General features: G+C 40.9%; 11 protein-coding genes. 6 read left to right on the top strand and 5 right to left on the bottom strand.

The genetic code is table 11. The annotated features are described in order from the left end of the window. Positions 1–125 precede the first annotated feature (125 nt). The 5 genes from X919_RS0112370 to rpiB all read left to right on the top strand — a co-directional run bounded on the left by X919_RS0112370 (position 126) and on the right by rpiB (position 4485). Positions 126–971: an outer membrane protein assembly factor BamD gene (locus X919_RS0112370; protein ID WP_028900378.1), complete on the top strand. Its 846-nt coding sequence runs from the start codon at positions 126–128 to the stop codon at positions 969–971. 11 nt (positions 972–982) lie between these two features. Further along, positions 983–1321 carry a DNA-directed RNA polymerase subunit omega gene (locus X919_RS0112365; protein ID WP_028900377.1) on the top strand — a complete coding sequence of 113 codons (339 nt, stop codon included), beginning with the start codon at positions 983–985 and terminating at the stop codon, positions 1319–1321. Beyond that, positions 1321–1779 (top strand): DUF4293 domain-containing protein, encoded by a 459-nt coding sequence (locus X919_RS0112360; protein ID WP_028900376.1) that lies wholly within the window; start codon positions 1321–1323, stop codon positions 1777–1779. Before X919_RS0112365 ends, X919_RS0112360 begins: the two co-directional genes overlap by 1 nt. A 185-nt stretch (positions 1780–1964) precedes the next feature. Next, entirely contained in the window at positions 1965–3989 is a 2025-nt protein-coding gene (locus X919_RS0112355) for a transketolase family protein (RefSeq protein WP_028900375.1), read from the top strand. A 58-nt stretch (positions 3990–4047) separates the two neighbouring features. Then, the gene (gene rpiB / locus X919_RS0112350) at positions 4048–4485 is read left to right on the top strand and encodes a ribose 5-phosphate isomerase B (RefSeq protein WP_028900374.1); all 438 of its coding nucleotides are present in this window, start codon (positions 4048–4050) and stop codon (positions 4483–4485) included. Positions 4486–4806: 321 nt separating this feature from the next. Here the strand turns inward: rpiB and X919_RS0112345 are convergent, their stop codons facing one another. Then, on the bottom strand, positions 4807–5478 hold the full coding sequence (locus X919_RS0112345; protein WP_028900373.1) for a DnaJ domain-containing protein: 672 nt from the start codon (positions 5476–5478) through the stop codon (positions 4807–4809). Positions 5479–5657: 179 nt separating this feature from the next. Between X919_RS0112345 and X919_RS0112340 the strand changes: the two genes are divergently transcribed. Then, positions 5658–8231 carry an ATP-dependent Clp protease ATP-binding subunit gene (locus tag X919_RS0112340; RefSeq protein ID WP_028900372.1) on the top strand — a complete coding sequence of 858 codons (2574 nt, stop codon included), beginning with the start codon at positions 5658–5660 and terminating at the stop codon, positions 8229–8231. Positions 8232–8481: 250 nt separating this feature from the next. On the opposite strand, the gene X919_RS0112335 is transcribed toward X919_RS0112340, so the two are convergent. The 4 genes from X919_RS0112335 to lysA are packed head-to-tail and all read right to left on the bottom strand — an operon-like array spanning position 8482 to position 13592. Continuing rightward, on the bottom strand, positions 8482–10473 hold the full coding sequence (locus tag X919_RS0112335) for a fructose-bisphosphatase class III (protein WP_028900371.1): 1992 nt from the start codon (positions 10471–10473) through the stop codon (positions 8482–8484). Beyond that, a complete protein-coding gene (locus tag X919_RS0112330) occupies positions 10470–11249 on the bottom strand; it encodes a hypothetical protein (protein ID WP_028900370.1) in 780 nt (259 codons plus the stop codon). Before X919_RS0112330 ends, X919_RS0112335 begins: the two co-directional genes overlap by 4 nt. A gap of 7 nt (positions 11250–11256) precedes the next feature. Next, positions 11257–12414 (bottom strand): glycosyltransferase, encoded by a 1158-nt coding sequence (locus X919_RS0112325; protein WP_036918018.1) that lies wholly within the window; start codon positions 12412–12414, stop codon positions 11257–11259. A gap of 2 nt (positions 12415–12416) precedes the next feature. Further along, complete coding sequence (lysA, locus tag X919_RS0112320) at positions 12417–13592, bottom strand: diaminopimelate decarboxylase (RefSeq protein WP_028900369.1); 1176 nt, start codon at positions 13590–13592, stop codon at positions 12417–12419. Positions 13593–13615 lie beyond the last annotated feature (23 nt).

The raw sequence follows: 13615 nt of genomic DNA, 5'->3' as shown, positions 1-13615 counted from the left end.
TTTTTTAAGAAATGGCCTGCAGAGACTGTATAAAAAGCATTGTCGTACGGTGAAAGTACTAAAAAGTGTTTTCGTTGCTTTGTAGATTATGAAAAAGTAGCTACCTTTGCGACAAATTATCCAATATGAAAAAGAACGGAATACTTTTGTGCTTCATGGCGATTCTATTTGCAAGTTGTGCGCAAGAGTTTGCTAAGGTCTATAAAACGGAGAATGCTCAATATAAATATGAGTATGCCAAGGAATGTTATGCAGAAGGAAAATTTGCGCAAGCTATTACTCTGTTGACAGGCCTTATCAATATAGAAAAAGGTACAGATAATGCCCAAGAGAGTCTCTATATGTTGGCCATGGCCGAATATAATAGTATGGATTATGAGGGTGCGGCGCAAGCTTTTAAGCGTTATTATCAGTCGTATCCAAAAGGTTATTTGGCTGAAATGGCACATTATTATGAGGGACAAAGTTTGTACATGGGAACGCCTGAACCACGTTTAGATCAATCGATGACGGTTACTGCAATTGCTGCGTTCCAAACCTATTTGGATCTCTATCCAGATGGGAAATTGAAAGATGAAGCACAGCAGCGGCTTTTCGAGTTGCAAGATAAGTTAGTTTTGAAGGAACTTTATTCCGCAAAATTATATTTTAATCTTGGAACATATTTCGGTAATTGCACTGAAGGGGGAAATAATTATGAAGCTTGTATTGTCACCAGTCAGAATGCATTGAAAGATTATCCGTATTCTAATTTGCGTGAAGATTTCTCGGTACTGATTATGAAGAGCAAGTTTGAATTAGCAGAACAGAGTGTTGAAGCAAAGAAATTAGAACGTTATCAGGATGCAGAAGATGAATGTTACGGCTTTATTAATCAATATCCTGATTCAAAGGAAAAAGCGACGGCAGAAAAATATATCGCACGATGTAAGAGGTTTACAATGCGTCATTCTAACGAAAATCAATTATAAAATATAAATAAATGGACTATAAGAAATCAAAAGCGCCTGTAAATACAGTAACGCGCAACATTATGGACTTAAGTCGAGAAACAGGAAATATCTACGAAAGTGTTGCTATAATTGCAAAGCGAGCGAATCAAATTTCTGTAGAGATTAAACAAGATTTAAATAAGAAGTTATCTGAGTTTGCTTCGTATAACGATACTTTAGAAGAGGTTTTTGAGAATCGTGAACAAATAGAAATCTCTCGCTATTATGAAAAACTTCCTAAGCCAACACTTCTGGCCACAGAAGAGTTTGAAGAGGGGAGTGTTTATTGGCGCGATCCCACACGAGATAACTACAATCAGGAGGGTTAATGATACAGCGCAAGCAAACTTTATTTCTGTTTATCGCATTAGTATTAACATTTGTCTGCCTTTCCTTTCCTTTGGCGACATTTGTCGGCGATGATTTGCATATGGATACGCTGGTAACTAATCTGTGTGAAAGGTTAGGGCGTGGAATTCCAAACTTTAAGACTGCGCCACTATTTGTGTTGCTTTTACTTACACTTCCACTCAACCTGTGGGCGATATTGGCATTTAAAACGCGCAGATTCCAAGCAAAGTTGTGCTTGATAAACGTTATTTTATTGGTATTGTGGCATATTGCTGCTATCTATTTCCTATTCTTCAGCATTGAATCTCGAGATGCAACATTAAAAATTCATGTCACAGCATTCTTCCCATTAATGTCATTGTTGCTTTATATTTTAGCGCGGCATGCTATTTTGGCAGATGAAAAATTAGTGCGGGCAGCAGATAGGATTCGATAAGACATTACATACATAAAGTTAATCCTCTATGGCAGTTAGCCATGGGGGATTTTTGTATTTTGAAGAGTTATCACTGGTAGAATTTAGAATAAACAGAAAATTATAGTACGAAAAGATAAAAAACGTGTAATTGCGGTTGCCTATCTAAATGAAAAATGGTATATTTGTGCACCAATAATAGAGCAATGAACAACATTAACGTAATGAACCACGCAGCAGATAATATTCGTATTCTTGCTGTAGCAATGGTAGAGAAGGCGCATTCAGGGCATCCTGGTGGCGCAATGGGTGGCGCAGATTTTATCAATGTCCTTTTTTCTGAATATTTAGTTTATGATCCTCAAGATCCAGGCTGGGTAGGACGCGACAGATTTTTCTTAGATCCAGGGCATATGAGTCCAATGCTTTATGCAGCATTAGCTTTACGGGGGTATTTTTCTTTAGATGAGCTCCAAGCGTTTCGACAATGGGGTTCTGCTACGCCAGGGCATCCTGAGGTTGATGTATTGCGTGGAATCGAAAACTCTTCCGGTCCCTTAGGACAGGGGCATGCCTTAGCTGCAGGAGCTGCTGTTGCTGAAAAATTCCTTGAAGCGCGGCTGGGCTCTATCATGATGCAGCATAAAATTTATGCTTATATTAGTGATGGTGCCGTCCAGGAAGAAATTTCTCAGGGCGTTGGGCGTATTGCAGGCAGTTTGGGCTTAAATAATTTGATAGTATTCTATGATGCTAACAATGTGCAGCTTTCCACAAAATGTGATGTGGTTACTACTGAAGATACGGCCATGAAATATAGAGCGTGGGGATGGAAGGTGATTACAATTGATGGTCATGATGTAGATGAAATTCGCCATGCATTAGATGAAGCTACTGCTGAGGCTGAACGCCCTACGTTGATAATCGGTAAAACAATCATGGCAAAAGGGGCTTTGAAAGAAGATGGGAGTAGCTATGAGCATAGTGTTAAAACGCATGGAGCACCACTTGGTGGAGCGGCCTATACCAACACTATAAAACATTTAGGTGGAAATATTGAAAATCCTTTTGAAATATTTGAGGATGTAGAGCAGCTTTATGCACAGCGAAAAGAACAATTAAACCAATTAGTTGCAGAGCGTCGGGCTACTGAACGTGCATGGCGTGAAGCTAACCCTAACTTAGCACAGCAGATGGATGAATGGTTTAGTGGGCGTGCTCCAAAGGTTGATTGGAGTGAGCTTACATTGCAAGAAGGTGCTGCCACACGTGTAGCGAGTGCTGCATGTTTAGGGATTTTAGCAGAGCAGGTGCCCAATATGATTTGTGCATCGGCCGATTTGAGTAATTCGGATAAAACAGATGGATTTTTAAAGAAAACAAAAGAATTAGTGCGTGGTGATTTCAGTGGCGCATTTTTCCAAGCGGGCGTAGCGGAGTTGACCATGGCTGATATGTGCATCGGGATGATGCTTCATGGTGGTGTAGTAACAGCAATGGGAACATTCTTTGTTTTTTCTGATTACATGAAGCCAGCTATTCGATTAGCAGCCTTGATGCAAACACCTGTAAAATTTGTTTGGAGCCATGATGCTTTCCGTGTTGGGGAAGATGGACCAACCCATCAGCCAATAGAGCAAGAAGCTCAAATAAGGTTGATGGAGAAGTTAAAAAACCATGCAGGCTATGATAGTGTCCGCGTGTTCCGTCCTGCAGATGTTTATGAGACAGCTGAATGCTGGAAGTTGGCTATGGAGAATGTAGATACACCAACTGCGCTCATTCTCTCGAGGCAAAATGTGGATATGTTGCCAGCAGGTAATCCTTATGGAGATGTTGCGAAAGGCGCTTATATTGTTAGTGAATCGGATGTGCATCCCGATATAATCTTAGTGGCTAATGGTTCTGAGGTATCGACATTAGTGGCAACGAGTAGAATGTTACGCAGCGATGGCGTGCGTGTGAGTGTGGTGAGTGCTCCTTCTGAAGGGTTATTCCGTAGACAGCCACAGGCTTATCAGGAGGCTGTGCTCCCTATTGCGGTGAAGAAGTTTGGTTTGACAGCAGGGCTTCCCGTTACGTTGGAAGGACTCGTTGGAACTGATTCATCAAGTGCCATTTATGGTATGTCATCCTTTGGCTTCTCTGCACCTTATAAAGTTTTGGATGAAAAATTAGGTTATACCGCCGAACACATTTATGAAGAAGTAAAAGTTTTTCTTAATCGATAAGAATTAGTAAGGGATGGCCATTTCAGGCTATCCCTCTCACCTTTAAATATACAGGCTTATGGAAGTTAAAACTGTTGGAATAGCTTGTGATCATGCAGGCTTTCCTTTGAAGCAATTCGTAGTCGAATATCTTAAAAAGAAAGGTTATGCCTTAAAAGATTTTGGTACGTTTAGCGATGAGAGTGTGGATTATCCCGATTTTGCTCATCCCTTAGCTAATGCAATAGAGGATGGTGATGTTTATCCAGGGATTGCAATTTGTGGAAGTGGTGAAGGAATGGCTATCACGCTTAACAAACATCAAGGTGTAAGGGCAGGATTGGCGTGGAACAAAGATATTGCGCAGCTCACTCGCCAGCATAATGATGCTAATGTAATTGTGCTGCCAGGACGTTTTATAGACAACAAGACTGCCGCCGAAATTTTAGATAGTTTCTTTAGTGCTACTTTTGAAGGTGGCAGACATGAACGTAGAGTGAAAAAGATTGTGAAGTAGAATTTTGGTACTTTAAATTGCTCTAAAGTCAAACCCTATGTTCATCTTGTTTTCTACAATCATCATCAAATCATGAATTTGTGTACATGGATGATTGGAAAGAATTTTTAATATGCACCATCTCATTAGACGAAATGGTGCATATTTTCATTTAAAGTATCCCACTTTATTACAAAAAAGCAGCAAAATAGGAATAGAAAGTAGTGGATTCTATAATACCTTTCCATGAACTTAAACTCAGAGAAAATGATGTCTGTCAGGTTGGCACAAAAAAAGAGAATCCATAGAATTCTCTTCTTCTCAATCCTCTGTGTGACATAATTAAGCTTGTTGCATCTCACGTAGAAGTTGCTTCTGACGTTCATTGAGTCCTGTCGGCAATTTCACTTGGTAATTAATAATCAAATCACCAAAAGTACCATCACCTCTATTATATCCCTTCCCGCGTACACGTACCTTCGTGCCATTTTGTGTTTCGGGTTTAACTTTTAATTTTAATTTCTGCCCATTACTGAGTTGGATTGTAATCTCACCACCCAATAAAGCAGTGTAGAGGTCTATATTCACCTTTGCTTCCATCTGTCCACTATCTGGACGTCCCTGTGTGCCATAGCCAAAGCCAGATGTCCGGAAGTGTGCACCTCCTCCAAATAAATCTTGAAAAAAGCTAGAGAAACCTCCGCCGCCTTCTCCATACCCGCTAAAGTCAAATCCCTCAAATGGGTTTCCTCCAGCATTGCCTCCCGCTTGTCCTTGGAAAGTATCAGCTTGTTGCCATTTCTCACCATATTGGTCGTATTTAGCTCTCTTCTCTGGGTCGCTGATTACGTCGTAGGCCTCATTGAGCGCTTGAAACTTTGCCTTTGCTTTCGGGTCGTTGGGGTGCAGGTCTGGATGGAATAGTTTAGCTCTCTTTCGATAGGCTGCCCTCACATCTTTTTGCGGAATATTTTTGTCAACGCCTAATATCTTATAATAATCAATAAATGCCATATTTTAAATCTCCTTTATTTGTTTCTTTTTATACTTTTGCGCTAATAATGCAAAAAGTGTGCCCAATCGGATACTTTTGGCATAGCCTTTGCAAGAATGATAAGAAAGTATTAAGAATAAGAGGAGAAATTAGTAGAAACAATGAGGCTATGTGCCTCAAAGTAGAAAGGAATGACAATATGACAACCCAATTCTCACATAATGTTTCCGTGGTCTTAGCATCTAGTCGTGAAGAAGCCGTTCGTCTCTCCAGTCCATCAGTGGAGCCAGAGCATTTGCTCTTAGGTATGCTTAAAGAAGATGATAACTTGCTTCATACACTTTTTGAACGTATGAATATCAATGAAGATGAGGTGAAACGTGCTCTTGAATCGCAAGTCGATACAAAAGGTACCAGTGTGCTACAAGAAGAAACAGAGATAGTATTAGATCAGCAATCAAGTAACATTTTGCGCCTGTCAGTGTTAGAAGCACGTATTTTGCGTTCGGAGATAGTAGAAGTACAGCATTTAATTTTAGCGATTTTGCACGACCACTCAGACAATGGTGCCAAGGAAATATTAGAAAAAAACAAAATGGAATATATAGACGTACTGGCTTTTATCAGGGCAGAGGATGAAAAGGGCGAGAAGAGTGAAGTTCCTGCTGATAGCCTTGAGATACCCAATGAGGCCGAAGATGAGATGGCCAATGATAAGAGTGAAGACACGCAATCCGAGTCAGCCGATGATGTTGCACAAGATAAGACGACGAGTAAGACCCCTTTCATTGACCACTTCACAACTGATTTAACACGCGCTGCAGCTGATGGAAAATTAGATGCTATGGTGGGACGTGAGCACGAAATCCAGCGGGTGATAGAGATTCTTTGTAGACGAAAGAAGAATAATCCCATTTTAATTGGTGAGCCTGGAGTGGGGAAGAGTGCCATCGTAGAGGGGCTTGCTCAGCGTATTGTGAAGCACGAGACGACACCATTTTTGTTTAGTAAGCGAGTAGTTTGTCTCGACCTCACTTCGATTGTTGCGGGTACGAAATATCGTGGACAGTTTGAAGAACGCATTCAATCTTTGGTGAATGAATTAGAGAAAAATCCCGATATCATAGTGTTTGTTGATGAGATACACACGATTATTGGTGCTGGAAATTCATCGGGAAGTATGGATGCAGCCAACATTTTAAAGCCGGCCTTGGCACGTGGTGCGCTCCAATTTATTGGTGCTACGACGCTGAAAGAATATCGCAATTCTATTGAAAAGGATGGTGCATTGGAGCGCCGTTTTCAAAAGGTACTGGTTGAGCCGACTACGAGTGAGGAAACGCTAGCTATTCTGCGCAACATAAAAGGTCATTACGAGCGACATCACCATGTTTATTTTGACGAGGAAGCATTGTCTGCTTGCGTCAGATTGACACAACGTTACATCACGGATCGATTTTTTCCGGATAAAGCCATTGACGCATTGGATGAAGTTGGTGCACGCGTGCATTTGCAGCATGCCAAAATGCCAACCGAGATTACTGACAAGCAACGTGAGCTGGATGGTGTCATTGCTAAGAAGAAGCGAGCGGTGAAGAGTCAAGATTTTGAATTGGCAGCGCGCTGTCGTGATCAGCAAACGAAACTCGAAGGAGAGTTGAAGGAATTAAATCGGATGTGGGCCGACGAAGATAGCAAAAATTGGCATCGTGTTTCAGAGCGCGATGTAGAAGATGTGGTGTCGATGATGGCGAGTGTTCCTGTACAACGCCTCACTGAGGATGAGCACGTGCGTTTGAAGAAAATGCCCGAGCAGTTGAAACAGTGTGTGGTTGCACAAGATGCAGCTATTGAAAGGATGACAAAGGCTATTCAGCGCAATCGAGTGGGCATAAAAGATGCTAATCGACCCATAGGAACATTCATGTTTTTAGGGCCGACGGGTGTGGGGAAAACTTATTTGGCAAAGCAATTGGCCAAATATATGTTTGGCTCAGACGAAGCACTTATCCGTATCGACATGAGTGAATATGCCGAGAGCTTCAATACATCACGTCTCATCGGTGCTCCTCCTGGTTATGTGGGCTATGAAGAAGGAGGGCAGCTGACCGAGCGTGTTCGCCGTCATCCTTATTCTATCGTGCTTTTGGATGAAATCGAGAAGGCGCATTCCAGCATTTTTAATCTGCTGCTGCAAGTACTCGATGAAGGGAGGCTTACCGATGGAAATGGGCGAATAGTTGATTTTCGTAACACGATTATCATCATGACTTCTAACACGGGAACACGTCAGCTGAAAGATTTTGGTCAGGGAATTGGTTTTACGGCCAATCGTCTCAATGGGGTGAATATGACTGCATCAGATAAGGAATATGCGCGGGGCATTATTCAAAAGAGCTTGAGCAAGCAGTTTGCACCAGAGTTTCTCAATCGTTTAGACGAGATTATTACGTTTGACCAATTAGATTTGGAAGCGATTAAAAAGATAATCGATATCGAGTTGCGAGACTTATTGCAGCGGATGCAAGATTTAGGTCATCCACTACAAATTACTGATACTGCTAAAATTTTTGTGGCAACGAAAGGATATGATGTACAGTATGGTGCTCGTCCTTTGAAGCGTGCCATCCAAACTTATATTGAAGATGGTGTGATCGAGCAGATTCTGACAGGTACATTGAACGATGGCGATACTATCACGATTGATAAAGACCTCGATAAGGATATGCTCATTTTCAGTGTTCAGAAGGCACCACTCGTAGCTACTGATTAACGAGAGAATGAGTCTAAGTTAAGGCATTGGCTTGTAATTTGGCGCACAGCCTCTGCATTTTCTATATTTCTATATGGTGGAGCCACACTTCGGGGGAAAGCATCCTATCAAAAGAGATGCAATCCCCAATGTGAAGTTACGATAAAATGAGAAAAAGGTGGAGTTGTGAGCTCATGGATGCAACACAATGCGAGAAAAGTTATAATCGGGAATGGTGCTGTTGTGCATCACGGGTACAGCGAGGAAGGAGTTATTTCTTCTGTTCCTGCTCGCTGATGATACCATGCCGGTAAGCATAGAGTAGTTCCTCCAAATCGGCAATTTGCTTCTTTAGTTCTACACCTTTATCGGTGTCAGCCACCAACATGCGATGACTGCTCATTTCAACAATTTGAATAGTCGATTTGATGTCGGTTCCGCGCAGCACAGCATCAGTCGCACTGGTGAAGGGCTCGTGCTGAACCAGTTGGAATCCTCGGCTGTGGAATACGAGCGTGTAGCCTGCAATACCTGTTTCTTTGTGATAGGCCTGTGAAAATCCACCATCAATAACCATGAGCTTTCCATTGGCCTTAATGGGATTTTCGCCATTGGCCACATGCACGGGAACATGTCCATTAATGATGTGGCGATTGTCACCTTTTACGTCAAAAGCGTCGAGGATGTAGTCCACGATGGCTTCATCATCACGCAAGAGGAAATAATTTCCCTTCTCTTCTTTATGTGTTGCTTTATCGACAATAAAATAGCGTTCAAATGTTGCCATTTTGCTCTTGTCGAAAAGTGGACTATTGGGGCCGCACCACAGGTAGAGGAAATAGTCAATGGCATATTTCCGTTCTTCGGGCGTGCTGTCGTCTTGGAACGCCGAGCGAATGAGCATGCCTATATTTTGGAATAGCTCCTTGCCTTTGTAGCACTTTCCCAGCGTGACTATCACATCTTTCAGTTTCCCTTTCTCGTCAAGAGGGATTGCGGCATGGAAAAGTAGGTTTCCATTTCTCACGGCATACATGCCACCATGCTGTAGCAATAAGCGGATGTGTTTATTGAGCTTCTCGCTCACGTGGAACGAGTGGTGGAGCTTGCCCATGAGCATTTTCTCTTCGAAGGTGAGCTGGCATGGATGCTTGGAATCGATGGTTGGGAAATGACAGCTTGTTAGGGGATAGTCTTTTCCGTCAATACGAATCGTTTGCTTTTCGTAGTCGATGTGTTTAAACAGCTCACGATCTTGCATGTTCCATTCAGGATGTGCCTCATAGAGTTGCGCCTCTTCCTTGAATTGTATTACGGCGATGGCTTTATGCATTTGTGCAGTCAGCCGCATCGTTTTTTCGTCAACCTTCTTAGCCCCGCCACTGAGCCGGGGCATAAACTCTTCACAGGGGTCATCCTTATAAACTTCCATGGCGAAAGTGGCTAATGGGACAAGGTTGATACCATATCCTTCTTCTAAAGTCGTGAGATTGGCATAGCGTAGGCTTAATCGGATAACATTGCAGATGCACGCGTTATTGCCTGCACAAGCTCCCATCCACAGAATATCGTGATTGCCCCATTGAATGTCCCAACTATGATAGTGGGCCATCGTGTCCATGATGATGTGTGCGCCAGGGCCTCGATCATAGATGTCACCTAAAATGTGAAGCTGATCAATAGCTAATCGTTGGATGACGTTGCAGATGGCAATAATGAAATCATCTGCACGGCCTGTAGAGATGATTGTGTCGATAATAACATTAACGTAGGCCGTTTTGTTAGAATTGTTTTCTGTGTGCTCGTGGAGCAATTCCTGGATAATATATGAAAATTCTGTAGGCAACGATTTACGCACTTTTGAACGTGTGTATTTGCTTGAAACGGTTCGGCAGACAGCTACTAATTGGTGGAGTGTGATGTGATACCAGTCTTTGATGTCAGTCTCGTTTTCTTTAACCAATTCAAGTTTCTGCTCAGGATAATAAATCAGCGAGCAAAGTTCGCGTTTCTCTTGCTCGCGCAAGGTGTTTCCAAAAAGTTCGTTCACTTTGCGCTTGATATTTCCAGAAGCATTCTTGAGCACATGTTGAAAGGCTTCATATTCGCCATGGATGTCGGCTAAAAAATGCTCTGTCCCTTTAGGCAAATTCATAATCGCCTGTAGATTGATAATCTCTGTACTTGCATCGGCAATTGTAGGGAAGGAGTTAGACAGTAATTGCAGATAGCGAATGTCTTTCTCTATATTATATTTCTTCATACGATAGTTTTATTTATATTCTTTGTAAGGCGGTTTTGTAGAGGCGGAATGGGCATAAAGCCTTCGGAAAGCAGTTGTCGTTCCTCCATAACCTGTTCTAAGCTGGCCATAAAACCATGAACTTTTAATAGCTGAAGGTTTTTAGCCAATTCGTCTTCATCATAATTTGTTTCGTGCATCAAATGCCCCAACTCCTCTATATTCGACGAAAGAATTTGTTTGCGTTTGAACTTATATTCTACATAGAGGATTTGCTGTAGCACTTGAAAGATAGCAGGCTGCTCTTCCTTCAAATGTAATAGACCAATACGTTGGCGAATCAAACTCCATATAAAATCTTCGTGATGCTCTAACACCTCTTGATAAAACCTCTGTATAGCAGAAGCAAACTCGGTCACAGTAATGTCAGTAGCCGTCACAGGATTTTTTAACCATGTGATGGTTGTTGGGGTAAATAGTTGTTGTAAATATTCATATTCATGTTTACCACAAGCATGCCAAGCGATATATTTACCCAGCGTTTGGGGAATTGGGATTTTTCTCCATGGGGCGATTGTGCCTAATGGAGAATAAACTATCGGAATAAGCCTCTCTCTCTCTTGCTGTAAATGGCGTATGACAGACGAGGTTGGTAATCCAATAACATGGAGAAAATCATAATATCCATCTGTAACAATTGTAATATCATTATTATCCCATTTTTCTTTCAGAAGCCCTAAGAAGGATATTGCTTGTAAATCAGCGTGAGGTAATGAAGTTAAGACCTTAATTCTCATATTTGTATTAAAGCTTGTGGCTACTGAAACTAACTTTGTCTGCACGCCAATATTGGAATCTGTAGGCAAGACTATGCCAACAATAGCTTATTCCACGGAAGAATAAACTTGCATTTCCAATAGGAGTTTCGAGAAGTCTATTTACACGTTTAATCAATAATGTTTGTAGAAGGATGAGCAGAAGGAGTGCGAAAGCCGAAGCACCTAAAAGAATCCATTGCTTCAAGATAATTCCTCCTGCAATGCCTAAGGATGAAATAATAATACTGATATGTGATAGCAAACTATAAAAAAATATCTTTGTGCGATATTGTACTTGCCCATGAAGCTTGGAGCGAATTGCCAAGAAGTTTGTATGAAGATTTTTCCATTCCGCTTTATTTAGTTTATCTTCATATAGCCATTCGTCTTTATCAATAGCAATATTTGTAGAAGTTTCACGTGCATATTCGTTTACCAGAAAATCATATTCTCCGCGAATGAACTGCAGATTATTTCTAAACCCTTCATTTTTCATGAACATACTTTTCCGTAAGGCTATGTTGGGAGAATTTGTACTCCAAGGGCGTTGATGTGCTGCGGAGGACAAGCGTAGATAAGCTTGCATAGCATGTTCGAACTGCCATGACTTAGGAGAATCGCTCGATAAGGCGGTATACCCCATAACAAAGCCAGCAGAATCTGTCATATGTTTTGCCATGGCTGTCAGCCAGCCCGTGTGACAAGGCCTACATGTTGGTTCTGTTATAAGTATCCATTCTGTTTGTGCAGCTTTCACCCCAAGTGTTATTGCTAATTTCTTGCGGCTCATATAGCGCGAAGAATTTGGTAATGAGGTGACATATAAATGAGAATATTTAGAACAGAGTTGTTTCATTAATTCTTCTGTATCAAGTTGATCTTTGTCAGTAACGACGATGACTTGATAGTAGGAAGAATATGCCTGTTCAAGTAAAGCAGGCAAATTTTGGGCTAAAACTGTAGCCTGCTCATGTGCATATATGACGATGCTAATTTGAGGAAGCACCACATTTTGTTGGCAAGTATCAGCAGTCTTTCGGATTTTTAATTTTTTCAAAAACGGACTTGTTAATACTGCAAGTATTGCTATCAGTAGGATAGTACCACTGATGATAGTAATAGAATTTAAAAATAAATTATCCATACCTATGGTTTTACGTCCGAGAGTTCCTCTGAAGTATAATTTTGAGGTAATGGACGACAATTATATTGGCTGGCCATAATTTCTCCATATGCTCCTGCACTATGAAGTGCTATCAAGTCGCCACGGTTTGTCTTGGGTAATAAAATATCTTTAGCAAAGACATCGCTCGATTCACAAATTGGCCCAACGACATCATATTTTTCCAGGTCTCCATCACTGCTAAGATTCTCTATTAGGTGATGAGCCTGGTAGAGTGCAGGGCGAATTAAGTCGGTCATTCCAGCATCAACTATGATAAATTGTCTTGTGGCACCCTGTTTTACATATAGTGTCCGTGTAATGAGACTACCACATTGACCAACAATTGCTCGCCCTAATTCAAAATGTAACTGTTGTTCATCAGACAAATTTAAATATTTCGCGTAGGTATTGAAATAGGAAGAAAAGTTTGGAATAGGGTGTTTGTCTGGCTGCTCATAATCAATTCCTAAGCCGCCGCCAACATTAATATGCTTAAGTTGATGGTGATTTTGTTTTAGTTGACATATAAGCAGATTAATACGTTGACAAAGCACTATGAAATCATTCATTTCTAAAATTTGACTCCCGATGTGAAAGTGCAATCCTAAAATGTGAACATGGCTAAGCCGCTCTGCTTTTTGAATGATTCTCTCTATATCATCCATAGCGATCCCAAATTTATTTTCAGCTAAGCCAGTTGTAATGTTGGCATGTGTATGTGCACCAATATTAGGATTAATTCTAAAAGCTACGGATGCGATTTTCCCTTTTGCTTTAGCTAATTCATTGATAACTTCTAATTCAGGCTCACTTTCTACATTAAAGCAGAATATGTCATTATCTAAGCCTAAATTTATTTCCCAATCGCTTTTTCCTACACCAGCGAATACAATCTTTGATGGCGAGAATCCAGTCTTTAAAGCTCTTTGTATTTCGCCACCACTTACACAATCCGCACCAAATCCTGCTTGTGCTATGAGTTGAAGCAATTTTGGATTTGCATTTGCTTTAATGGCATAATGAACTAAATAGTTCTTATGGAAAGAAATCTCTCTTTTTATTTCTTGGAGAGTTTCCTTTAGTAGCTCTATATTATAGAAATAAAATGGAGTTTGAATACCTTTAAACCGTAAAATGTATTTTTTATCTATAAGCATTTATTTTTTTCTTTAATAAAGAA

Origin of the sequence: Prevotella sp. HJM029, assembly GCF_000599605.1 — a bacterium.
Classification (GTDB): domain Bacteria; phylum Bacteroidota; class Bacteroidia; order Bacteroidales; family Bacteroidaceae; genus Prevotella.
Note: the sequence above shows the minus strand (reverse complement) of the source record. Positions and strands in the feature narration are given on the sequence as shown.